This window comes from Paraprevotella sp., assembly GCF_986071375.1.
In genome coordinates this window covers 251,485-277,172 of sequence record NZ_CFQRNQ010000001.1, presented here as the reverse complement: position 1 = coordinate 277,172, position 25,688 = coordinate 251,485, and the positions used below count along the sequence as shown (strand labels likewise).

18 protein-coding genes are annotated in these 25,688 nt (G+C 49.8%); 3 read left to right on the top strand and 15 right to left on the bottom strand.

Features of this window, described 5'->3' with window-relative positions; all coding sequences use genetic code 11:
- Window positions 1–7: 7 nt before the first annotated feature.
- From AC5RDV_RS00995 to AC5RDV_RS00985, 3 genes are read right to left on the bottom strand one after another with little or no spacing between them, the layout of a single operon-like run.
- A complete protein-coding gene (locus AC5RDV_RS00995; protein WP_282747465.1) occupies window positions 8–1,351 on the bottom strand; it encodes an O-antigen ligase family protein in 1,344 nt (447 codons plus the stop codon).
- A gap of 36 nt (window positions 1,352–1,387) precedes the next feature.
- Window positions 1,388–2,092: a hypothetical protein gene (locus AC5RDV_RS00990; RefSeq protein ID WP_423804209.1), complete on the bottom strand. Its 705-nt coding sequence runs from the start codon at window positions 2,090–2,092 to the stop codon at window positions 1,388–1,390.
- Window positions 2,089–2,823 carry a hypothetical protein gene (locus tag AC5RDV_RS00985; protein WP_282747469.1) on the bottom strand — a complete coding sequence of 245 codons (735 nt, stop codon included), beginning with the start codon at window positions 2,821–2,823 and terminating at the stop codon, window positions 2,089–2,091. Before AC5RDV_RS00985 ends, AC5RDV_RS00990 begins: the two co-directional genes overlap by 4 nt.
- 856 nt (window positions 2,824–3,679) lie before the next feature.
- Here AC5RDV_RS00985 and AC5RDV_RS00980 point away from each other — a divergent pair.
- Window positions 3,680–6,112 (top strand): TonB-dependent receptor, encoded by a 2,433-nt coding sequence (locus AC5RDV_RS00980; protein ID WP_282747471.1) that lies wholly within the window; start codon window positions 3,680–3,682, stop codon window positions 6,110–6,112.
- A gap of 23 nt (window positions 6,113–6,135) precedes the next feature.
- Here AC5RDV_RS00980 and AC5RDV_RS00975 read toward each other — a convergent pair whose 3' ends face one another.
- The 11 genes from AC5RDV_RS00975 to AC5RDV_RS00925 all read right to left on the bottom strand — a co-directional run bounded on the left by AC5RDV_RS00975 (window position 6,136) and on the right by AC5RDV_RS00925 (window position 22,029).
- Entirely contained in the window at window positions 6,136–7,134 is a 999-nt protein-coding gene (locus AC5RDV_RS00975) for a zinc ribbon domain-containing protein (protein ID WP_282747472.1), read from the bottom strand.
- Complete coding sequence (locus AC5RDV_RS00970) at window positions 7,121–8,989, bottom strand: peptidase U32 family protein (protein ID WP_282747474.1); 1,869 nt, start codon at window positions 8,987–8,989, stop codon at window positions 7,121–7,123. The genes AC5RDV_RS00975 and AC5RDV_RS00970 overlap by 14 nt, the downstream gene beginning before the upstream one ends.
- Window positions 8,986–9,903: a homoserine O-acetyltransferase MetA gene (gene metA / locus AC5RDV_RS00965; RefSeq protein WP_282747475.1), complete on the bottom strand. Its 918-nt coding sequence runs from the start codon at window positions 9,901–9,903 to the stop codon at window positions 8,986–8,988. Before metA ends, AC5RDV_RS00970 begins: the two co-directional genes overlap by 4 nt.
- A gap of 144 nt (window positions 9,904–10,047) precedes the next feature.
- Window positions 10,048–12,078, bottom strand: a complete 2,031-nt coding sequence (locus tag AC5RDV_RS00960; protein WP_428387984.1) for a M13 family metallopeptidase — start codon at window positions 12,076–12,078, stop codon at window positions 10,048–10,050.
- 35 nt (window positions 12,079–12,113) lie between these two features.
- The gene (locus tag AC5RDV_RS00955) at window positions 12,114–14,057 is read right to left on the bottom strand and encodes an ABC-F family ATP-binding cassette domain-containing protein (RefSeq protein ID WP_282747476.1); all 1,944 of its coding nucleotides are present in this window, start codon (window positions 14,055–14,057) and stop codon (window positions 12,114–12,116) included.
- Between the two features lie 119 nt (window positions 14,058–14,176).
- Entirely contained in the window at window positions 14,177–16,084 is a 1,908-nt protein-coding gene (locus AC5RDV_RS00950) for a BNR repeat-containing protein (RefSeq protein ID WP_282747477.1), read from the bottom strand.
- Window positions 16,085–16,093: 9 nt separating this feature from the next.
- Window positions 16,094–17,308, bottom strand: coding sequence for an ABC transporter permease (locus AC5RDV_RS00945; RefSeq protein ID WP_008624279.1), 1,215 nt, complete (start codon window positions 17,306–17,308; stop codon window positions 16,094–16,096).
- Window positions 17,309–17,314: 6 nt separating this feature from the next.
- Window positions 17,315–18,403 (bottom strand): ABC transporter permease, encoded by a 1,089-nt coding sequence (locus AC5RDV_RS00940; protein ID WP_008624278.1) that lies wholly within the window; start codon window positions 18,401–18,403, stop codon window positions 17,315–17,317.
- Between the two features lie 94 nt (window positions 18,404–18,497).
- Entirely contained in the window at window positions 18,498–19,484 is a 987-nt protein-coding gene (locus AC5RDV_RS00935; RefSeq protein WP_008624277.1) for an HlyD family secretion protein, read from the bottom strand.
- Window positions 19,485–19,525: 41 nt separating this feature from the next.
- Window positions 19,526–21,016 carry a TolC family protein gene (locus AC5RDV_RS00930; RefSeq protein ID WP_282747479.1) on the bottom strand — a complete coding sequence of 497 codons (1,491 nt, stop codon included), beginning with the start codon at window positions 21,014–21,016 and terminating at the stop codon, window positions 19,526–19,528.
- Between the two features lie 134 nt (window positions 21,017–21,150).
- On the bottom strand, window positions 21,151–22,029 hold the full coding sequence (locus tag AC5RDV_RS00925; RefSeq protein WP_282747480.1) for a DUF8429 coiled-coil domain-containing protein: 879 nt from the start codon (window positions 22,027–22,029) through the stop codon (window positions 21,151–21,153).
- A gap of 198 nt (window positions 22,030–22,227) precedes the next feature.
- Here AC5RDV_RS00925 and AC5RDV_RS00920 point away from each other — a divergent pair, with 198 nt between their 5' ends.
- Window positions 22,228–24,216, top strand: coding sequence for an LTA synthase family protein (locus tag AC5RDV_RS00920; protein WP_282747482.1), 1,989 nt, complete (start codon window positions 22,228–22,230; stop codon window positions 24,214–24,216).
- Window positions 24,217–24,371: 155 nt separating this feature from the next.
- Here AC5RDV_RS00920 and AC5RDV_RS00915 read toward each other — a convergent pair whose 3' ends face one another.
- Window positions 24,372–24,602: a hypothetical protein gene (locus AC5RDV_RS00915; RefSeq protein ID WP_276788218.1), complete on the bottom strand. Its 231-nt coding sequence runs from the start codon at window positions 24,600–24,602 to the stop codon at window positions 24,372–24,374.
- A 305-nt stretch (window positions 24,603–24,907) separates the two neighbouring features.
- Between AC5RDV_RS00915 and AC5RDV_RS00910 the strand changes: the two genes are divergently transcribed.
- Window positions 24,908–25,687 carry an exodeoxyribonuclease X C-terminal domain-containing protein gene (locus AC5RDV_RS00910; protein WP_282747484.1) on the top strand — a complete coding sequence of 260 codons (780 nt, stop codon included), beginning with the start codon at window positions 24,908–24,910 and terminating at the stop codon, window positions 25,685–25,687.
- The last annotated feature ends 1 nt before the right edge of the window (window position 25,688 follow it).

The following is a 25,688-nucleotide window of genomic DNA, read 5'->3' as shown; positions in this document are numbered from 1 at the left end:
TCTCCAATCAAAACCAATCTATTTCCATATTTTTCCCCTTTCCATTGCTTCTTTCATATTCTTGCAATTTAAGCCCTGCTTCTTTTTTAAGATATCCCGTCAAAGAAGAAGGTACTTTTTCTTTCTTCCCTACTATTTGATGAGCCTTCTCCAACATTTCCAAATCCCGTCCCTCTTTTTCATACAACCCCATCAACAAATATAAAGGGTAAATACGGTGGGGGACTCTATAATAAGCCTTATAAAACATCTCTTCAGCCTCCTCAAACCTGCCAAGAGCTTGAAAGTTTTTTCCCATGAGATTAAAAAACATGGGGTCAGAACTTCGTTTTGCCCCTTCATTTAATATTATGTTGCTTTCTTCGTAATGACCATTATACGACAAACACATTCCATACTCAAAAAGGAAACCAACATCTTTCTTCAAATCGGGATACAAAACCCTGTAACAATTCTCTATGCCCTCATATTTTTCCCTATCAAAATATGGCCGCACCATCCCCCAATGTTTCATCGCCGTACACGTCCGATAAGATTTATTAAACTGGATACATACCACCGCCCCCACTCCTATCAAAACCAACAAACCACACACCATTCCTACCTTTCCATACCGTTTCTTTTCACATAGCATCATTGGCATCCACGCAGCCCACAATAAAAGAAACAGAGACAATAAGCATGTGGCAAAACATCGAAGAGGATAAGAAAAAAGGGAAACCACCATAAAACTCACCATTGCACCACATAACCCGACAACCTCAACATTCCGACACCTAAGAAGGCGTATATAGACATAAGCCATAAGGCACAAACAAGACAAAACTCCCGGCAGTCCAAGTTCTATCCATATCTGCAAATATTCATTATAAGCATAATCCGGGGCACCAACCAACATTTCCTCATCTTGCGTTCCCTTCCCCTCCCGAAAATACGCTTCTTGTGCTTCCCCATAAACATACGGGAAACCGCCTATTCCCACCCCGGAAAATATCTGTTGTTTAGCCACCGGATAAGAGATTTTCCAGATGAACAAACGACCGTCTGCCGAATCTTTTTTCAGCACATACATGCCATACAAAAAAGGAACACAAAGAACGAATACAGCCAACAATACAAAACACTTTTTTATCCACGCACACTTCATCCGTAACCAAACCATTGACATCAAACTGATTACAGACGCCACCCAAGCTGCCCGACTTACACACATGACGAGTATGACTACGGAAAACAAAAGATAAAAAGCAGAAAGATAAAAAAGCATATTTGTAACCTTTTGCCCATGTCTAAACCTCACAAACAACGCATAGTCCAAGGCCAAGGGCAAAATAAGGACAATCAAACCCATCTATATAGTGCCATGCTTTGCCCTCATCCAATATCCCTATTCCAATGGGATGTTATATCCCTTGTGGAAATCCTCGCTCTGATAAGCCTTATGCTCATCCCAATAGACCAAAGAGCCTGCGCAAGAACCATACAGCCGACCGTTTGCCGAGTCATAACCGACAGTATGGGAACCATTCACTTCGATGGCCTGCCCTGCTTTCTGCATGTCTTCTTTTATGACCTGCACGCTGTTTTGGGCTTTGTCGTACACGCACCACACTGTCACTTTCACTTGGGCTTCGGGATAGTCCTTTGAATGGAACACGATTCCTTCAATTTTCCTGAAAGACAGATTTTCATCTATTTTCACGTAACTGCACGTATTCCACACGATTGTGGAATCTATTGGCGCAGGTAACGCAAAGTAAAACGCCCCTCCCAAGCTTCCAGAATAAGTATGGTTCTCTATTTGAGTACAAATATCCTTCATACTTTTATAAAGTTCATGATGCTGTTTTTCAGACAACTGTTCTTGCAAAATTGAATAGTCCACTTCAAAATACCGGCTAAATCGTTTCCAAAGTGCATATTCATCTGGTGTTGTCTTTTCCTTTACCCAACCCGGAATAGAAATAGACAAAGAATCTGGCAAGGACTGCTCTTCTGACGTTATTTTCCCATTTATCAAGGCATTTAATCCTTGGGAAGAACAGGCTATACTACAGGCACAAAGCACCAACAAGAAACAGAACCTTCTCATACACCAAAAATAAAGAAATTAACCTTTTTATTGAAACTATCCGATCTTTCACTTCCATCTGAAAGTTCGTATGTCAAGGAACCCGAACAATTCAGTTCAACACCACGACCTAATATATTCGCATTATAAGAACCATTAAAACTTTTTGCAGCCGCGCCCTCTGTAAAGACATTGGGAGATGCTTTTAAAATCTCATCCTTACTTGAATTTAACGTGTAATCAATCGTCGCTTTCACATATACGTCAGTTTTTCCAATTGCATGATAAACGACCTGCTCATCCGTTACACCATGCGTCTCCCCTCCAACTTCCGGATTGCTCAACGTTTCAATACGTTTAAAAACCGACTGCGTCACTACGGTAAAACAACCTACCGATTTCCCATCTGCACTATCCTTTGACAAGGCATACAATGTATCAATATATTGATACAAATCTTTTTTCTGACTCTCCGTCAAATCCAAAGACAAGACTGAATAATCAATCTCATACCGCGAACTCAAACGCACCCACGCCTCATATTCCTTCTTAGTAACTTTATCTTTAATCCATTCCGGCACCGAATTCAATGGCATGAACTCAGTATCGGCTTCCTCTTCCAAATTCCAAATATCATATTGATTAGAATTTAAATCAGTCATCTCATCTTGAGTACACCCCAACACCATAATAATTCCACTCACTGCAGCCATAATCATAAATATGGCAACTTTGATTTTTGCTTTTTTCATAAAGACTAATTTTAAAGGTTAGATTATTTATTTGTACTGTTTTTCAAAAGTTTGGTTCAAATATAATCTTTTTTTATATTCGTTCCAAGAGATAGTAGTAATATAATATAATTTAACCCTTAGATTTCCCAAAGCCAAGCACCGCTTACATCCCAACCGTTTCCATGAAAATATCGTACTATTCACATATTGATTTTCCTCTAATATTCGTATAACATTACCCGAGATTCGCGTATTTCCACCCCGAGCCCGACGTGACGAAACCAGAGCGATTCTCACGCAACGGACGCAAAACACATCGTATCCCTTTCGCTTCCGCACACCTGCAATCTGTACGACCTGGGCAGATTTCGTCCGCAGGGCGTGCTGCCATGTGTCAGCCTACGGCACGTTCTGCCGACAAAACGACACTTCGTTTTTGTCATCCGAAAACCATCAATTAGAAGAAATATCGGGGCTTTCAGCACATTTTCATCCCGTCCGGCTTCAAACTCCTCCACTTCCTGCGGAGAAAAACCGGAAAATCTGCGGAGAAAAAAAATGTTTTCTCAGCCGAATGAAAAATTTTCTTCTTCATAAAAAACGGGAAATTGAAGGTAAACGCGCACTGAATCCGTCATTTTTCACATTCGGCAACGGTTTTACAGTTCCATTAACTCCTGTTTTGGCGTGAAAAAACAAGGAAAAACAGAATAAAATAGAGGAAACCACAGGCCGCGAATAAAGAAAAGGATATACAAAACCTATTTCACAACCATTTCCGGAAACCTTTGCCTCCGGCGGAAAATCCTAATAAATAAGGATTGCCCCACCCGACGATTCATCGTAACTTTGCACCTCGAAACAAAAACCACGGATGGACAGATTGAGTATCATATCAGCAATATTATTCCTCTCGGGCGCACCTTCATACGCGCTCCCCGTCGAGGAAACGGCAGAAGACAGCGCACGGGTAAAAGACATCGAAGAGGTGGTCATCGTATATTCTCCCAAAGAAACCGGCAAGTTACGGCAGGCTCCCATCGCCGTTTCCCTTTTCGACCGGACGGCATTAGACGACCAACATACTGCTTCGCTGAAAGAACTTTCGGCTTTCGTACCCAACTTCTACATGCCGGACTACGGCAGCAGCCTGACCTCGGCGGCTTACATACGCGGTATCGGTTCGCGCATCAACACCCCGGCCGTGGGATTGTACGTGGACAACGTGGGATATGCCGACAAAAGTGCCTACGACATTGAATTGCTAGACGTGGAACGCGTGGACGTGTTGCGCGGCCCGCAGGCCACACTGTACGGACGGAATGCCATGGGCGGCCTGCTCCGCGTGTTTACCCGCAACCCGTTCCATTATCAAGGCACGGACATCCGCATGGGCACTTCGGTAAAAGACAAGGGCTACGGGTTGTCGGCATCTCATTACCAAAAGACAAGCCACAGGATGGCATACGCCTTGAGTGGATTTTATAAGCATTCGGAAGGATTCTTCGAAAACGTCACCCGGCATGAAACGGCGGGAGGAAGCGAAACCGGAGGCGGACGCGTACGGGTCATTTACTTTCCGGCAGAGGCTTGGAAACTGGACTTCTCTACAGATTATTCGTATCGTGAAGACCAAGGCTATCCCTACCGTTACTTAGGTGCGGCTGAAGGAGAAGAGCCACATCCCGAGGATATAGGCCGCATCCTCTACAACCGTCCTTCATTCTACCGCCGAAGCCTGCTGAACAGCAGCCTCAACGCACAATATACCGCCGACCGGTTCATCCTGTCGTCCGTCACGGCCTACCAAAACCTGAACGACAACATGACGCTTGATCAGGATTTCACGGACGCGGACTATTTCAGCCTGACCCAAAAGCAACGTATCAACTCTTGGAGCGAAGAACTGACTTTCAAAAGCCGCAGTAACCGCCGTTGGGAATGGATAGGAGGTATCTATGCCATGCGCCAGACCCTACACACGAAAAGTCCGGTATCTCTGACCCGCGAGTTCATGAACACCGTGTTCGACAAAGCCAATGCCGCCATCAGCCCGATGGGAATGGGACTTACATTAGATATGCCTGTTTCCCCCTACGTGACCGACGGGGCTTTCGACACCCCGACCACCGACCTTGCCGCTTTCCACCAAAGCACGTTCAACGACTTGTTCGGAGCGGAAGGGCTGAGCCTTGTGGCCGGCCTGCGCGTGGAATATGAAAAAATGAGGTTGGACTACGATTACGGTGGTCGCATGGACTACGGCGTGGAGCTTACTTCCCCCATGATGCCGCTCGTCCTCGAAGGCCTGTCGGACGACAGCCATTTCCGGGGCAGCCTGAAACACGATTACGTGCAATGGTTACCTAAGGTGGCCTTGCAATACCACTTTTCGGCGCAAAACAACGTGTACGTAAGTTGGAGCAAGGGCTACCGCAGCGGAGGATACAACGTACAGATGTTCAGCGACCTGGTGCAAGGCGATTTGAAAAGCCGGATGATGCGCTCCGTCAAGGACAAGACGGCGGAGACGTTGGACGGGCCGATGTACGACCACATGCCGGAAGCCGTGAAACAGATGATTGTCCACCAAATTCCGCAGGAGGAGTTTTCCGGAACTCCGGCACAGACCCGCTTCAAACCGGAATACAGTTATAATTATGAGGCAGGCGGGCACTTCTCGTTCTCGGACGGCAAGATACAACTGGATGCCGCCGTGTTCTACATGGACGTGTACGACCAACAGATTTCCAAATTCGTGAGCAGCGGATTGGGGCGTGTCATGGTCAACGCCGGACGGGGACGGAGTTGCGGTACGGAAATAGGACTGCGCGGCGGATGGTTGGACAACCGCCTGACGTGGCATGCGTCATACGGCTACACGCACTCCGTATTCAAACGCTATGAAGCGCAGGAAGCCCGGACGGAAACAGCGCAAGAGGCGGTGAACTATGACGGTAACCATGTGCCTTTTGTCCCCATGCACACGCTCGCGGCAGGTGTGGAATACGAACAACCTTTGGAACACCATAAGATAAAAAGCTATTTCTTCGGCGTGAATACCACGGGAGCCGGAAAAATCTACTGGAGCGAGGACAATGCTTACCACCAACCGTTTTACGCGCTGTTGAATGCCCATGCCGGTTTGGACTTCGGCTCCGTACGCATCGACATCTGGGGCAAAAACCTGACGGATACGGACTACAACGCTTTCTTTTTCACTTCGGCCGCTACCACCCGCAACATGAAATTCGGACAACGGGGCAATCCGTTACAGTTCGGAGTGGATGTCAGCCTGCATTTCTGACTCTCCCCCGCAAGACAGACGGGTCATTCATTCCATGCACCGCAATGCGGACAACGCCCTTTGCTGTGAAGCTTGGCCCCGCAACGCCCGCAAACGTAAGGACAACGGGCATAACGGAAATAACGCCACAACGCCCAACCGACGTAAAACAAGAAAAAAGGATAGCCGAGATAATACAACGTGGTGAGCGAAAAGAACAGGTAACACCCCGCACATACGCCCAACAAGGCAAACAAGTACAACATGGCTTCCTGAAAAGGGAGTTGCCGGCAAACGTCCTCCACCGATGCTATGGACAGAATGACTATCAGCCACACGGAAGCCACGAACAAGCCCAAAATAAACGGCAATCCGAAAGGATTGAGTGTCGGGTGGAAATAAAACTCCGTCCATGTATCGGGTACAAAATTCTGCATACTGGCATAAAGCGTTGCGGCACCAGACAGCGTCAGGCATAGCAAAGTAGGGTAACAACTTCCGATATCGTCGAAATGCACGATATGGAAACGCTTGCGACGCATACGGCGTACCAACCACAATACCAACAACACGCCTAAAACGGACAGGAAATATATCAGATGCGTGTTACTGAAAGCATGGATAAACTGCGAAATGGAATCATCCGGAACAACCCGTGCCAACAAATCCTGCTCGTGCACCCAACCCATGGTGGACTGGTCGCGGGCTACTTTCACCCAAACCGAATCTACCGAATCCTCCGGCACAATCATGACTTCAGCCACGACGAGACGGTCGTCCGCAAATACAGCCACGGTGTCTTCCGGCACACCTGCATGTACCGGATTATGGACGGGATGGACGGTTTGCAGGCACAAAGAATCTTCCACCACCACGAAATTATAATTCCGGTTATAATGATGGGAAGCCTCAAAATCAAGCGAATCCTTCCGTTTCTCCGTCAAATCCCACTCGTCGGAATAATCGGGCTTCTGGTAATAACAACCGGCCGACAACAAACTGCCTAATAACAGGCAAATCAGAAAAAAGCTACTCTTCCGCATCGGCATACACTTTCATTTGGCAGGCTTTACAGTCGAAAGACAAACGGAAACGGCATCCGTCGGACGAAACCAAATAATACGGTTCACGGAAAGGAGACTTCTCTCCCCCGTAACGCGGACACCATCCCATGCTGTAACGCAGGCAATGGCGGCAAAACATCAGTACGGCACCGGCAGGTTCCCGTTTCTCAAAAGCCGGAGCGATGCGCACTGCCCCTTGCCGGTGGTAGAAGTCCTCAGCCTTGCGGTTCATCACATTGGCCAGATACGTCACCTCTTCCGGAACCCACCGCACCGGAGCCTTCCCTTGCTTTTCATCCCGACCGCGCGTAAAGGCTGTCGAAAGAAGGCGCACCTCTCGCAACTCATTCATTTTGCGTGCCGACAGCAACCGTCCTACCAACGTCCTGCGCCAATCGGCTAATACGGAAGAAGGGATAAACCAGTCGGAACGGAAACGAATGTCCACTCCGTCCGCCTCGAACGGCGTATTTCCTAACTTGGATAACTGAGCCTTGATGTTTTCGGCCTGCGAGCTGCGTGCCTTTTCTTTGGGATAGGGGAAAGCTACGGTTACCGACACCTCGTCCTCGTCGCGCACCTCCAACGTGAAACCCTCGGCATACTCGCCCAACGTCCATTCCACCCGGATTTTGCGGACAGCGGACGGACGGGACAGCACGTCCTCGAACGCCTTATCGAAATTGCGGTACAGACGGGCGTGAGGACGGACACGCGGCATTTCCGCCGGATAAATCTTATTGGCTTCCACACGGTTCACGCGAAATCCCTGCAAGTTACCCTGCTCGTCCAAAAAGCACAGTCCGTCACCGTTGGCAAACGGCTTGACTCCGGACACGACGATACATTTCCCACGGACGTCTTTCACCGTCCCCACTTCTTCACCCAACGATTTGGGCGTATGGAACGAAAAGATATCAGGTGTACGGCCATCCAGAAAATAACGGGTGAATCCTCGGTTGAAACTTTTCTCCAAACAGGGTGTGAACGCCAAAGAGACCTGCCCCGATGAAGCCCGGCGGTACTCCGGACGACGCTTGAAGATTTCGTCCAGACGGCTGCGGTACCACGCAGTCACGTTTTTCACGTATGCCACGTCCTTCAGACGTCCTTCGATTTTCAACGAAGTCACACCGGCATCCAACAAGCGTTCCAAATCCGCTCCCCGGTTCATGTCCTTCAAAGAAAGCAAGTGGCGGCCTTGTTCTATCATACGTCCGTCACTGTCTACCATATCGAACTTCAACCGGCAGAACTGGGCACATTCTCCCCGGTTGGCACTCCGCCCGAAACAATGTTGCGACACGTAGCACTGTCCACTGTAACTGACGCAGAGTGCCCCGTGCACAAAAACCTCCAACGGCACGTCGCAAGCCGCATGAACGGCCTGAATCTCGGCCAAAGACAGTTCACGCGCCAACACCACCTGGCTGAAACCCAAACCGTGGAGAAACTTCACCTTCTCCGGCGTACGGTTGTCCATCTGCGTGCTGGCATGCAAAGGGATGGGCGGCAGGTCGAGTTCCAGCAAAGCCACGTCCTGCACGATGAGCGCATCCACTCCGGCACGATACAAGGCCCACACCAACTTTTCCGTCTCGGGCAATTCCTCGTCCTTCAATATCGTATTGACCGTGACATACACTTTGACACGGAACGTATGGGCATACTCCACCACACGGGCGATGTCCTCCACGGAATTGCCCGCCGACGCCCTTGCCCCGAAACGGGAAGCACCGATATACACGGCATCTGCCCCGTGGTCCACTGCCGCCATGGCACATTCCACATTACGGGCCGGAGCCAGAAGCTCCACTGGTCTTTGTCTGATCATCGGATACTGTTAATATCGTAAGGAGTTTCCTGATACACGTAATAATTCAGCCAGTTGGAAAACAACAGGTTTCCATGGGCACGCCACGTCACTAACGGCCCTTCTTCCGGCACATTGTGACAGTAATAGTTCACCGGCATGTCTATCGGCAAACCTTTCTCCAAATCGCGACGGTATTCCGTATCCAAGGTATAGGGGGAGTACTCGGCATGTCCCGTAACGTAAATCTCCCGTCCGCCACGCGCCATGACCATGCATACCCCGGACTGAGGAGATTCGGCAATGACCTCAAGGCCGGGCACCCGGAGCACGTCCTCGCGGCGAATCTCCGTATGGCGGCTGTGCGGCATATAAAACTCATCATCGAAACCGCGGAATATCGGTAGCATGGGAGCCAACGGATATTGCTTGAAAACACCGAACATCTTCCGGTCCAACTTATATTTGGGTACGCCGTAATAATGGTACAGGCCGGCTTGCGCAGCCCAACAGATGTAGAGGGTGGAAGTGACATGGGTGCGTGCCCAGTCGAAAATTTCCTTGATTTCATCCCAATAATTCACCTCTTCATAGTCAAGATGTTCTACAGGCGCTCCGGTAATAATCATACCATCGAACTTCTCCTCCTTCATCAGCTCGAAATCACGGTAGAAAGCTTTCATGTGCTCCACCGGCGTATTCTTCGACGTGTGCCCCTTCACTTTCATGAAAGAGACCTCGACCTGCAAAGGCGTGTTGGACAACAGACGGACAAGGTCGGTCTCTGTCGTAATTTTCAACGGCATGAGGTTCAATACGACAATGCGCAACGGGCGGATGTCCTGCGAAGAGGCTCGCGAAGTGTCGATGACAAAGATGTTCTCTTTTTTCAACAACTCGATGGCCGGAAGCTTATCTGGTAAATTTAATGGCATGTATAATCGGTTTTATCGTTTCTATGACCACGCAAAATTAGCAAAATCTTACTGAAACGCCTACCATTTTAACGCAACAAGCGGAACGATTTAGAATCTTTATCGTTCCGCTTGCCTAAAAAAGATATACCTGCGCCGAATAACTTACCAAATCGTCACACGTTTTTCTTTCGGCACGAACATCGAATCTTTTTCAGTGATGCCAAAAGCCTCATACCAAGCGTCGATATGGGGCAATGCACCGTTCACACGCCAACATCCCAACGAATGGGGGTCGCTTTTCGTCCGTACGCGAATTTCTTCATCACGGATATTGGCGGCCCAAACATTGGCATAAGCCAAGAAAAAGCGTTGCTCTGGCGTGAAACCGTCTTCCGTCTGCAAAGGTTTCTCTTTCATTGCATTTTGGAATGCCGTATAAGCGACCATCAAACCACCATGGTCGGCCAAATTCTCACCCAAGGTCAAAGCCCCGTTAGCTTTCAAACCGGGCAGCACCTCTATATTGTTAAAGAAATCTTCCATCACTTTAGTACGGGCTTCGAAGCGTTCCGCATCACCCGGTGCCCACCAATCGGTCAGGTTTCCGTTCTTGTCGAACTGACGGCCCTGGTCATCGAATCCGTGCGTCATCTCATGACCGATAACCACACCTATGGCACCATAATTATAAGCATCGTCGGCCTCCATATCGAAGAACGGCGGCTGAAGGATACCGGCGGGGAAGCAAATTTCATTGGTCGTCGGGTTATAGTAAGCGTTCACAGTCTGCGGAGTCATGTACCATTCGTCACGGTCGACGGGCTTGTTCAACTTCTTGTCTATGATATATGCCAAATCGAACTCATTGCTGCGCACGATGTTGGCCCAGTAACTGTCATCCTTGATTTCCAAACCCGAATAGTCGCGCCATTTGTCGGGGTAGCCCACCTTGACATAGAAAGAAGCCAATTTGTCCAAAGCCACTTTCTTCGTCTCGTCGCTCATCCAATCCTGTACTTTGATACGTTCAGCCAAAGCGTCTTGCAGGTTTTTCACCAGTTTCACCATACGTTCTTTGGCTGCTGCGGGGAAGTATTTCTCTACATATTTCTCGCCTAACCCTTCGCCCAATACGCCTTCCACGGTAGCCACGGCTTTCTTCCAACGCGGACGGTCTTGCTGCTTCCCGCTCATCACCCTGCCATAAAAATCAAAACGGCAGGCACGGAGTTCATCGCTAAGATAGGAAGCCGACGAATTGATCAACTTCCATTCCATGAACGCTTTCTGGTCCTCTACCGGCGTTTCGGCCAATATCTTTTCCACCTCATGAATCGGTTCGGGTTGGCCTACGCTGACTTCTTTCAGTCCCTGAATACCCATCGTCGTGAAAAACACGTCCCAATCTATTCCGGAATAGTCTTTTTTCAGTTCCTCGTACGTCATCTTATGGTAATTCGCTTCGGGATCACGCTGCTGCACAGCCGAATAAGAAGGAACGGCTATACGGGTTTCAATGCCCATCACGGCCTCCATCTTACGTTTGGCCTCTTCTGGAGTAGAGCCGCACAAGGTGAACATCTTCTCCATATATGCCTTGAATGATTCACGGATATGCACCGTGGCCGAATCATTGTCCAGATAATACTCTTTCTCGCCTAAGCTTAAACCGCCTTGCATGATTTGAAGGAGGTTCATGCTGCTGTTCTTGATGTCGGCATCGATGTAGAAGCCGAAGTAACCGGGAAGCCCCTTCCGGCCAAGCTTGGCCATCTGGGCTATGATTTCCTTGCGGTCCTGGATGGCCGCAATAGCATCCATGTCCTCTTTAATCGGGGCATAACCGTCCTTGTTCTGTTTCACGCTGTCCATGGCGATGTTATACAAATCACCGATTTTCTGCTCCAATGTCCCGACTTCGTGCTGTCCTTTGGCCATGGCTTCAATCAAACCGCGCAACTGTTTGTTATTGTTCTCAATCAAGACCTCAAAATTCCCGTAAGTCGAGTACTCGCCTGTGAGTGGATGGGCTTTGATCCAACCGCCACAGGCATACTGATAAAAATTGTCTCCCGGCTTTGCCGTCTGATCCAAGTTAGCCAGGTCGATTCCCGTCTTGGAAGTCGGCCCGCCGCAGCCCGCCAATGCCAAAGAAGCAAAGGCCATCATCGGAATAAATTGTTTTAAGTTCATCATATCATTCATTTAAGATAATATTTGTAGAATATTCAAGATTGTGCCTCTTCAAGTTCCAACGAAGTCTCTTCCCACGTATTGACGGCCTCGTCCAACTGCTTCTTCAACGCACCATGGCGTTCGTAAATCGAAACATCGGCAGCCCCTTCCGGTGTAGCCATCTGCTCTTCCAACATTTTCACTGCGGCCTCCAACTCCTCGATTCGGGCTTCACACTGCTCCACAGCCTTCTCCAACTTACGGATTTTTTTCTGTTGTTCTTTCTGCTGTTCGTAGCTCAACCGATTGGAAGCTCCTGTTTTTTCCTCCACAGAAGAAACCACCGTCGAAGATGTGGAAAGTGAAGGTTTCTGCAAATCGTTCAGGGATTCGATATTCTTACGCTGCAAGAAGTCATAGATGCCTCCCAAATGTTCCTTGACCATTCCCCCGCCGAACTCATACACTTTGGAGACGAGGCCGTCAAGAAATTCGCGGTCGTGGCTTACGACAACCACCGTCCCGTCGAAATCCCGTATGGCATCCTTTAATACGTCTTTGGAACGCATGTCCAGGTGGTTCGTAGGTTCGTCGAGAATCAGGAAGTTCACGGGTTCGAGCAAGAGCTTAATCATGGCCAAACGGCTCCGTTCCCCCCCCGACAACACCTTGACTTTCTTCTCGGAAGCTTCGCCGCCGAACATGAATGCTCCCAATATGTCGCGTATCTTCAAGCGGATGTCTCCCTTGGCCACACGGTCTATCGTGTCGAACACCGTCAGTTCGCCGTCTAAAAGTTGCGCCTGGTTTTGTGCAAAATAACCTATCTGCACGTTATGCCCCAACTTCAAACTCCCCTCGAAAGGAATCTCACCCATAATACATTTAACTAAGGTAGATTTTCCTTCGCCGTTCTTTCCGACAAACGCCACCTTCTCGCTGCGTTTGATGGTCAAGTCCACATCATGGAACACGACATGTTCCCCGTATGCCTTTCTCACGCCTTCACAAATCAGAGGGTAGTCGCCGCTACGCAAGGCGGGCGGGAACTTCAGCCTCAAAGCCGAGTTGTCCACCTCATCAACCTCTATCGGCACCATCTTTTCAAGCTGTTTGATGCGGCTCTGTACCTGCACGGCCTTAGTGGGTTTATAGCGGAACCTTTCGATAAACTCCTTGATGTCGGCTATTTCTTTCTGTTGGTTCTCGTATGCACGAAGCTGCTGCTCGCGACGTTCTGCGCGTAACCGCACGTACTCGTCATACTTTACCTTGTAATCGAACACGCGGCCGCAGGAAATTTCCAAGGTTCGGTTGGTTACATTATTGATAAAGGCGCGGTCGTGGCTCACCAAGACGACGGCATTGGCCTTAGTGGCCAGAAAATTTTCAAGCCACTGTATGCTCTCGATGTCCAAATGATTGGTCGGCTCATCGAGCAACAGCACGTCGGGTCTCCTCAACAGCAACTTGGCCAACTCTATACGCATGCGCCATCCTCCGCTGAACTCACGGGTGGGACGGTCGAAATCCCCGCGCACAAATCCCAAACCCATCAAAGTGCGTTCCAGTTCGGCCTGATAATTCATACCGCCCATCATCTGAAAACGCTCGCTCTCATGCGTAAACTTTTCCACGAGAGCCATGTAGCTTTCACTGTCGTAATCCGTACGGTCGGCCAGTTCCTGGTTCATCCGGTCGAGCCGTTCCTGCATTTGGCTGATATGGGAAAAGGCTTGTTCTGCCTCTTCACGCACCGTATGCTCGTCGCTCAACACCATCACCTGCGGCAGATAGCCGATGGTGGAACCGCCGGAAACAGCCACCGTCCCCGAGGTGGGCTGTTGCAATCCGGCTATAATCTTCAACATGGTGGACTTCCCGGCCCCGTTCTTTCCCACGAGGGCGATACGGTCTTTGTCATTGATGACATACGAAACGTCCTGAAACAACGGGGTCGCCCCGAACTCCACCTTTAACTTTTCAACTGATACCAATGCTCTATAATTTTGTTGCAAAGATAGTGAAAGGCAGGCGCAGGAACAAAAGAAAACATCGTTTTCTACTTGTTCCTGTCCATCCCTATTCTTTTTTCGTCCTTATATGGACTGTGGAATCAGTACCCGCGTGAACCAAGGCGGGCGATTTCATCCGGATTCAAGGCACGATGGTAGACCGTATAACTTTCCATACGGCCATTGCAAGCGTCCAAGACCAAACGGCGCAAACCGCAATCGCCCTCGATGGTTTGGTCGACCAAGCCATTGACATAAGTGGTCAAACGTCCGTTTTCCGACACGACGGCAAGCGCGAGGCGAGGATAGGGCACCACGGGGTACCATTTGCCGTTCGTCCCCCGGCCATAACGTGACCAACTGTCCGCCGTTCCCAACACGTTGCAACTCCAGACGGCTTTCTGCCCTATCGTCAAACAAGGCTTGAACGAAACGGAATCGGCTGCCCACGACCAACCGTCTGCCTCGCAGACAGTACCGTGTAAAGGCATGCCGTCTGTCGCCACCGAGATGAAAACCGTGAAATCGCCTTTCTGCCATTCGCGTGGGACATCCACTTTAATCCCTTTTCCTTTTTCCTGCATCTGCCCGCCTGCGGCGCATTTACCTGCCACCACACCCTTGTCCAAATCCACAGGTTCTTCCGTCCACCGGAAATCGCCGTAAACGGAAGTGGGATACCCCGGACGTGCTGAACTGACAATCCAATCGAAATAGTCACCATGCATCCATGCCAGACGTAAAGGCGAACTTTCGGAATCCGGAAGAATGTAAGGCCGCACGTTATTCTTACGGGAATGGCGGGTAACAGGCTCTGCCTTCACGTCCCCACTGCGGACATCTACCGTGTACTTGACAATCTCATACACACGCCCGAACGCCCCACTGACGGGCACAGAACAATACACAACCTCCGGATGTGCCGGATCTATGGCCATGCCGCCGCTGTAACAACGTTCGATATCCGGCGTCTGGTGGAAATGACCTCCTGCATGCGCCAAGAAGATTTCCTTCCAAGCTTGTCCGTCCCAATACTTATAGTAATAATCATGCCGTGTCTTGTCCCCACTTATTTTGACCATGGCTATTACCGGATGGCCCTGCTTGTCGGTAGCCACCTGCCACACCCAGTCGCGCACGCCGGGCGTATGGTCCACGACAGCCACCGGAAAATCCACAGCATATTGCTCCGTACGGTTCACCTTAAACGGCCCGTCGGCAATAGTAGACAAGACCTTGCCCTGTACGTCTTCTAATTGCAAGGTTTTGATGTTGACACTGTTCAGGTATAACCAATTCGGATTTTCGTTATCCGGATGACCGGTCGTATAGGTAAACATGATACGGTCTTTCCCGTTGGAATAGTATTTGGCATACGGACGTGCGCCCGTGGACTGCACCATCTGGTAAGGCCCCCAGTCCATCTTCACCTCATCATTCTCATCCGGCAATGACAACCGCGCGATGGTGGGATGCCAACGGATACCGCGCCAACATAAATAGATATGCTCCGGGTCATCGGACAATATGAAAGGAGAAGGATAGGTCGTATTGTCTTTCGTCAGGATTTTCCTCTCTTCGCCCAACGTCGTAATGTCGCCGGGGGCATGCGATATGCGGTAATAGAAGCACGGCTCATCCGTATGGCGCGAATAGAATATCATGATACGTTCGTCCGGCAATACCAGAAACGTCGGGTTGTTATGGTCGTCCGGTTGGAAGTAAGAACGTACCAACACCTCCGACCTCCGCCCCTTCAGAAAATCATACTGCACAGCCTTCACAGCCCCATGCACGTCGATATAACCGACATAACTGCTGTTTATCGTGCCGCTTTCATTCTCATAATGCAACGCACGCGGGTCGGCAAACCAACACCATGCGCCTTCGTCGGCCAATTTTTTACCTTCGTAAACCGTAGCCTCGGCGGGAGAAAGATGGTTTTGTGCAGCCGCCGTCCCTACAAATCCGACCCAAAGGGTCACCGCAATCAATAATAAATTTTTCATGAATATGGATTAGTTTAATGTATTTGCCTTTCTACGGCTTTCATTTATCATGTAATAATAAGCCGCGCAAGCCGTCAAGAAATATACCCCGGCCTGAATCCACAGGCCGACGTACTCGAATGCCACATCCTCCAATAAAGCCCCCATCGTGTTGATACGTACGAAACCGTTGATGCCGAACGTGGAAGGAGCCAACCAGGATACATATTTCCAGAAATCGGGCACAGCCACTCCCGGCCATGAAATACCCGAAATGAACAACAAAGGCAAGGAGGTGAACACGAATACCAACATGCAAGTCTCACGTTGGCACACCAGAATGGAACACGTCATGGCAAAGAATATACATGCCAACAAATAAGGCACCATGAACGCCAACAAGTCAGACGTTTGGGGTATTTGAGCTAAATGGAACAGTTGTGGCACTACAATCAACACCCACACGCTCACCAAAGCATACAGCATCAGGTAACACAGAGCTTTGCCCAACACCAAACGCACCGTACCTCTCCCTGTCCCTTGAACCAGTTGGGTATGCAACGTGGCCCGTTCGCGGGCAGAACCGTTTATCAGTCCTATACCCAGAAGCAGCGTCTGCTGGATGACCAGCATCAACACAGCCGGAATCAGGAAACTGGCAAACCCGTTCGTCGGATTGAACAAAGCCACACTCTCGTACAACAAAGGTGCGGTAGACACTTCATCCTGCCGCACGGTGGTATTCCCCATCCGTTTGATCTGCAATTCGGTGTTCATATCCAAAGACACGTCCGTACACGCCGTCAGCAGCGCTTTGTAGTAAAGCAATCCGCTCATATCGCAGTACAAACCGACATACGCCTGTTGCATCCGGTTGACCTTACGGCTGAAATCATCCGGAATACGGATGATGCCATATGCTTTCGTGCGGCGCATCAATTCTTTCGCCTCTTCCATATTTCCCGTCCGCGCCACGACTTTTACATCGGGAGAAGCATCAACCCTGCGGACAAAGTCGCGGCTGAGAGCCGTATTCGCCCCATCGACCACCACCGCCGGGACTTCCCTGACCGTTTCTCCCGTATAAATAAAAGCATAGAGCAAGGGATAAAGTACCGGTACCAGAATAAAAAAGATCAGTACTCCCTGGTCACGCACCACACGACCGGCTTCCTTACGCCATATAAAAAACGTATCACTGACAGCCTCACGGAATAGGATATGCAATTCTTTTATCGTTCTCATGACAGATTAAGGTATATAATCATAGTTCAACATTACCGTACGCAACCGCCTGAGCAATAGTAACGGAAGTAGAACGAACAACAACAAAGCCAAATAAGGCTTCCAAGCATAAACCATCGGGTAACCGTTCAGCGTCTGACTGACATAAATCAGGAAATAATGCCTCAACGGGAATAAGTTACTCAGCACTTGCAAAGCCGGATGCATAGCCATCACCGGGAACGAAAAACCCGAAATGGAAAACGACACGACCCCCCACAGCGAACTGGAACTCAGAGCCAACCGCAACGTGGGCAGGACAGAAATGAGAAATACTCCGAAGGACTGCGATGCCAACACCATCAAAAAAGCAGCACATAACAGCGGACCGATACCGCTATGGCACGGAAAACCCAGTATGCCATAAAGGTAAGCGTCGTAAGCTGCGGCTACGCTGAAAAAGATGACCGTATGAGGAAGCAACTTGCCTACAAGGGCATTCCACATCCGATTGTCCGCCATGGCCAACCACTCTTTCCCCGTACCCTCCTTGATTTCGCTCCCGATGGCAAAGACCGTGACCATGAATATCATCATCATCAAGATGCCGGGCAGAATCGTATTGTTCAAATAGACCGAATAGTTCAGCCACGGATTGGACAAAGCGTGCGTGTCGATGACGATCGGTTGCAAGAAAGCCATAGCCGTACGCTCGTCCATTCCTTTGGCCTGCAACGTCTGCAAGCCGACCGAAGCATTGGCCAACACGGACATCGTACGTAAATCACGATATATCAATGAACCGGCAATAAGCAGGCTGTTATTGGTATAAAAAGACACCGTGGGCTGCCGGCTCGACAGAATCTTTTCGGTAGTGCCCTCCGGGATATAGTAGAAAGCATAAATTCTACCTTGTTGCATGGCTCGCCGCGCCTCACTGACCGAGGCATAATCTTCTGTCAAGTGCACTTGGCTGAAAGCATCCATGTTACGCAATATTTCCCGCGTCGTGGACGTATTGTCTTCGTCCACCACTCCCACGGGCATATCCTTGGGTAGCCCCTCGTACATCAGCGTGGTAAAGAAAAGGCAACAAAGGAGTGGAGCCGCTACCATGCAACAAAGGTACAACGGCCGGGAAACCAGCCGCCGTAACTCACGCACCATAATGCCTGCTATACCATGAGACTCCTGCATGCCCGTTACCTCCTTATCGTTTGATGATGACCGACATGCCCGGACGAAGCACTTCCTTCACCCCCACCGGAACCGCACGCACCTCAAACGTTTTCAAGTCGAATTGTCCGGTGGTCTTGGTTGCTTTCCATGCCGCATAAGTTCCCCTGTCCTTCATGTAAGTCACTTTCAGTTTGATGTCTTTACCGAAAGCAGGCACGTACGCCGTGAATTCTTTTCCCACGGCCAAACCGCTTAACAAATCTTCACGCACATTGAATGTCGCCCAACGGTCGTCCAACATCGTAATGTTCATGATAGGCGCTCCCGTACCGACCAATTCTCCCGTCTCGGGGAAAATCTCGGAGACTTCACCGTCCATCTGCGCCAATAATATAGTCTCTCTCATGTAAGACTCCACCTCGGCAATCGCCCCCTTCGCACGTGCGACTTGTGCGGCTGCCGCTTCCTTATCCTCACGCTGCGCCCCATTACGTGCCATTTCGTATTGTGCCCGGGCGGCGCGTTCCGTGGCTTTCATCGCCTGATAGTTTGCATAAGCCTCGTCACGCTTCTGTGCGCTCATCACTCCTTCTTCGAACAAACGGTTGACGCGATGATAAGACTTTTCCGCAATATCCAAACCGGCTTTTGCCTTTTGCCACATCTCGTATGCCCCCTGCAACTGTTCTGCCCGCGTCCCGCGGTCGGCTTTTTCCTTAATAGCTTGGGCTGCCTGACCGGCCGCTTCGGCCTGTGACAGTTTGGCCGCCACATCCGGAGCCTCCAATACGACCAACGTATCCCCGGCTCTCACATGATCGCCCTCCTTCACATAGAAATGCAATATCCTGCCCGGCACCTTACTGGAAACCCTATATTCAGATGCCTCCATTTGTCCCTGGACCGACTCATCGTCGTGCCCCAACAGAAGCATTCCTGCCACAGCTACAGCCGCAATGACCACCACGAGCGTTACCAACGCCCATATCACATTATTATTTTGTTTCTTGAGTTCCATACATCCATTTACATTTTATTATCGTCAAGGTTTCATTCTCATTATAATCCCGGGCCTAACGTACCCATGGCCTTTTGCAGGTAAGTCTGTGCCAACTTCAAATCTATCTGTGCGTCAATCCTATCCGACTGGGCGGAAAGCCAGGCCGTTTGGGCCTCCATGACATTCGTCACAGGAATCACTCCTTCCTTGAATCCCTTATCGGCATAACGGAGATTCTCTTCCGCTTTTTCCATGTTCTTCTCCGACAAAGCCAGCCTCTTTTGTGCTTCCGTATTTTTAAACAGACTTTGGTTGACCTGTAATTCTATCTTTTCCTGTGCTTCGGTCTGTTGCAAACGGGCGATATTGACTTCGCTTTTGGCAGCCTTTACCTTATATATACCCTCATTCCAATGAAAAACAGGCACGGAAAGCATGATGCCCACGTTCCACATCCCACGGAACTTATTCTCGAAACCGTTCAACAACGAAGGATTGGAGACCAAATACCCACCGGTCAAAGCCAACGAAGGCAGCATTTCCGAGCGAACCACCCGCACTTTGTCTTCGTATATCTTGTTAGCCCAATCCAAACTTTTCAATTCCGGACGATAAGTCCACGCCCGTTGTACGGCATCATCGGGTACCGTCTCAGACACCTGCAAATCCGTCCGGTCCTCGTCCGTCAGCGTGAACTTCGTGTCCAAATCCATGCCGCACAACTGGCAAAGCACCATTTTAGACAAAGCCAAACCATTGTCAACCTTAGTCAATAACATTTCAGCTTCGTTTACTTTCACCTTTACCGTCAATCCGTCTGCCTTGGTAGCTACTCCTTCCCTTATCATCTTCTCCACATCGCCGTCCAGACGGTTCACCAAGTCCAGGAAGCTCTCGGCCATCTTTTTCTTATAGCTCAAAGACACGACTGTCCAATAGGCATCGTCCGTGTTGAGAATCAAATCCTGCAACTGGGCATCATGCTGCGTACGCGCCAATGCTTCGGAAAACTTCGTGATACGGTGGTAAGCCCTGATTTTACCTCCCATATACAATGGTTGCATCAGCGTCACAGCCCCGGCCCACATGTTACGGGTATCCGTCCTCAAGGCATCCGTCAGTTCATTGCCCAACTGGTTTAAAGCCGTGGACATACCGTCCAGTTTTCCGCTCTGTATGGCCTGCTGCAGAGAAGCCGCCAACTGGGGATTCGTCTGTGCGATATGCTGGATGATAGGAGTAGCCGCCTGCGTCAGCCCTTGCTGCAACGAGGTTCCCATGTGGTTCAGAGCCGATTTCTGCCCGTCGTTCAGCAATGAAATTTCATCACTGAAATACATGTACGTTCCCGTGGCCGAGAAATCCGGAAGGAAGTTGGTAAATGCCGCTTTCCGGTCATAATGCGCCTTCCGCATTCTTTCTTTGGCTATCAGCAGGCTCTTGTTGTTTGCAATGGCCATATTCCGGCAACTATCCAGGCTGAGCACACGCTGCGCGTGTAACATGCTGAAAAAAGCCGCGAGAATCAAAAAGCCGAAAAGTCTTTTCATCTTGTCTGTTTTTAATATTCCGCTTGATCGTCACCTAAAAATTGCATAGGCAACGATGCAAAAGTATAACAAAAATAGGTCAAATCCTCATGATTTAACCTATTTTCGTACATATTGCACATTCCTCAACATTTCTACTTCTCATAGTTGAAGCTTGCGTTTCCGATATTATGCCCATCGGCAAAAACCGACACGCGATAAGTACCCTTGCTCAAAAACTCATTGACGTCCCAATATACCGTCACCGACGTAGCTTCTCCGTTATATTCGATATCCTTTTTAGCAGAATACTCCAAGTTCCGGTTCTCATAGACAAACGTCCCTCCGTTCGTCAGCACTTCGTTGTTCGGTTTGGTGATGCGCACATAAATACTCCGGTTTCCGGCTTGTGCCGTAATGTTCCTCGCAATGACAAAGCTGACGACAAACTTCTTCACATCCTTGACTTTACGGGCCTTCTTCCCACGCTTGTTCTGTCCGACCATAGAAATTCCCGTGGCATCCAGTTGGGAAGCGATGGCCACTTTCTCGCTCAACGTTTCCTTTTCCGTGGACAAGTTCGTGATGGTCTGTGTTGCCTGGGTGTACTGGGCTTTCACTTGTTGGTTCTCGCTACGAAGCTGCTCGTTTACCCGGTTCAACGAATCTATCTCATGCACATAGCTTTTCAAAATGTTGCGCAATGTGGCCAATTCTTTTTTCAGGCGCATGATTTCAGCCGCATCGGTGGCTTTCACCTTCTTCAGTTCGGCTAACAGCTCTTCCGTCCGTTGCTGTTCCTTGTCCAACTGGGCGATTAACGAATCATTGTTGATTTGCGTTTTCATTTCGCTGTACTGTTGGGCAAAACGGGCATATTCGTTTTCCATTTCCCTTTTGTCCATTTCCGCCAGTTTCAGCATTTCCTCCTTCTCCGCACTCTCCTGCATGTAAGAATAGACCATGTAGCCTAATCCCGCACAAAGGAGCAAGACTACGACCGAAGCAATGATGATTATCTTTTTCTTGTCCATAGTTGAAGTGTTTTTCGCGTTCCTCGCACGCGCTCCCAAACTTATTTATAATAACGGACGCAAAGATAATTCTTTTCTGCCAAGGCAAAAAGCATTTTTCAACTTTTAAAAAGAAAAAAGTAACGGCTAATTTTATATAGATACAATCTTTTTTCCTAAATTCGCGACCAATTACAGAAAATTAACATCCTCGTCATCATGATGAAAAGACTTTTTGCCGGGCGTTTCACCCGCTCGATAGGTTATCTTTTAAGTGTACATCTCGTAGCATTGCTGTTCTTCTTCGGATTCCGTGTCGCGCTTTTTATCGCCACAGACTATGATTTCCCCAAAGAGATATCGGAAGACTATGCCTTGCAAAGCATGGCGTTCCTGCGCGGCCTCTGGTTCGACAACGTCATCGCCTGTTACATCCTGCTGCTGCCATTGGCGGTGTTCTGGATAGCCGGATGGTTCGGCTACACCGCCCGTTGGCTTTACCGCTCCTCTGCGTTCTTCTTCATCTTTTTCTATTCGCTGTGTTTCATCATTTCCGCAGCCAATATCCCTTATTTCGCCTACTTCTTCAAGCCCATCAATTCCTCCATATTCAACTGGTTCGGATACATGGACACCACGGCAGGGATGGTATTCGGGGAATCGTCCTATTACTTCCCCATCGCCTTGGGCCTGACAGCCATCGCGGCTTTTGCCTACATCACCCTCCGGCTGTCGCGCACGTTCTTCCTTTTAAGCCGGAACGCCGCGCCCCCGGTAAACAAATGGAAAGCCGCCGTCTTTACGTTTGTGGCCGGAGCCGCCCTTATAGGATTGTGCTTTTTCGGCATCCGCGGACGGCGGGGTTATAACCCCATAAAAGTAAGCCAGGCGTATTACTGCAATGATGCCTTCCTGAACCAATTAGGGATTAATCCGGTATTCAACCTGATGACCAGTGCCATCGACGACAACCGGAAGGAAAACCGCCGCCTGCACCTCATGGCGGAAGACGAAGCCATAGCCCGCGTGCAAACCCTCCTCGGCCGGCAAGGCATGGACGGCATCTCGCCCATCGCACGCCGCGTGGAAGCCGACAGCCAGCCGACACGCCGGAACGTGGTCGTCATCCTCATGGAGTCCATGTCGGCTCACCTGATGCAAACTTTCGGTCACGAAACCAGCCTTACGCCCTTCCTCGACAGCCTGTGGCAACAGTCGCTCAGCTTCAGCCATTTCTATTCATCCGGCATCCATACCAACCATGGCATGTATTCCTCGCTCTATTCGTTCCCGGCCATGATGAAGCGCAACGCCATGAAAGGTTCCGTCATTCCGGTCTACTCCGGCCTGCCCACCGTGCTGAAAGAAAACGGCTACCATAACATGTTCTTCATGACGCACGAATCGCAATACGATAACATGAACGCCTTTTTCCGTACCAACGGTTTCGACGACATTTATTCGCAGGAAAACTATCCGGCGGACAAGGTAGTCAACGGATTCGGCGTACAAGACGACTTCCTGTTCCAATACGCCCTGCCCGTGCTCGACCGGCAGGCCCGGAGCGGACAACCGTTTTTCAGCGTCCTGCTCACCATCAGCAACCATCCGCCTTACATCATCCCGCCCTATTTCCATCCGCGCAGCCGGACGACCGAAGAACAAATCGTGGAATATGCCGACTGGTCCATTCGGAACTTCATGACGGAGGCCCTCAAACGCCCTTGGGCGGACCATACGCTATTCGTCCTCTTGGGCGACCATGGCAAACTGGTGGGCACGCCCGAATGCGAAAGCCCGCAATCGTATAACCACATCCCGCTCATGATTTACGGGCGGGACATACCCCCGCGCATCGTGGACGCTTACGGCGGGCAGGTGGATTTGGCCCCGACCCTTTTGGGGCTGTTGGATATCAGCTACGTGCAAAACGATTTCGGTGTGGACTTGCTGAAAGAGAAGCGTCCATATATGTATTTCACAGCCGACAACCTCATCGGCGTGAGGGACTCGTCGCGCCTGTTCCTTTATTTTCCGGACACGCAACAGGAAATCCGATACCGCACGGAGGGCACGTCGGTACAGGCTGCCGAGGACGACCCGGCTTTCCGCGACATGAAGCAATACGGTTTTGCCATGCTCCAATGTGCCGAAACACTGGTGCAGCGGCAACAAACCCTCAACTATCCCCATGGGGACAAGCGGTAGAAAACGGATCCGGCTCCCTCCTTCCTGAATTTGACATTCTGTCAGAATGTCAAACCCAAGCGCACGAGAATGGCGTATTTGCTGCCCTACTGGACAAACGGTGCAAATACGCCATTCTCGCACGTTTACCCATAAACAAAAAGTCAGCCGATACCTTATCCGGCTTTCATCCGGACACCCGGCATGCCCAACCGTCCGCATCCCCATGTAAACCCGTCAGCATCCGCACGCCTATCATGACAAAACGACACACGGATGACGACACTTTCCGGTCTCCAAATAGAGGAAAAAACGGACTTTTCCTCCTGTCTTTCCTCCATTTTCCAGGCATTCGTCCCCGTTTTTATCCACCCCGTGAAACCGTTCTGCGCCAAATGATTTTTCATTCGCCTGCAAACGAAAAATTTTCTTCCTCATGATGAATTGCATATATACGGAATATCGTTGCATAACCGACTCCGTACACGGATATTTATTCAAAACAAAAACCCTAAAAAGGACTGAAAGCGGTTTTCCATCACCAAAATGGGATGCAAAAAGTAACAAAATGACAACCTTTTGCCCTCTATTCCCTGCAAAATTACTTGGAAACGATTTCTTTTTTTTGTATATTTGCATACGGTGATACATGCCGTAGAAAGGAGCAACCAAGAACAGCATACGATTCTACGAACCGGTTCCGGAAACGGACATGGCACGCGTCACGGCTACCGTCGCAGCGTTCAATTCCGGACGGACATCCGAAAACGGTTTTTATGCCATCAGCATCGCCACACCTTACCGGCGGTATTATGCCTTGTGGCGCATATTCGCAGACGAACGCCCTCCCCTCTTTATCCGTACGTTGGCTGATACATTCGTCATGGCCGCAGGCAAAGCCATGGACTTGCTGAAGTACTGCAAGGTAACCCTGAAGTGGATGGACAATACTTTTTTCATTCCTTATTACGAACAGACTTACGACACGCTGCCCTTCGGAAAATACCGGGGCAAACGCATCGCGGAAGTCTACTACATCGACCCGAACTACGTCCTGTGGATGGCCAACCGCTTCGAGCCGGAAAAGAAAAAGCTCCTGAAACTGAAAGAAACCGCACAATGTTTCGCCGTGGTACATGCGGAACTCAGTCCCCCGCGACGGCCTGCCTACCGTTCGCCCAGCCGTTACATCGGGGAGATAGGAGAAAAACTGGAAGCCCTCCGCTTGAAAATCCTATTCGTCAAGCAGCAAGTGGACACTTACAAGCCAGACTTTTATATCGACCAACGCATTTTGGCCGCAGACAGCCAAGGAAACCGTTACATCTTCACCGAAAAAGCGGCCGGAAAAAGCCAGACGCCCAAAGCTTTAAGCTGCTTCAGCCGCCAGTTTTCACCCGGCATGGACATCACGCTCTCCGCCCGCGTCATGGGGCATTACGAAAGCCGGGGCGTAAAATATACGCGTTTAGGGTACGTGAAATACGGTTGAC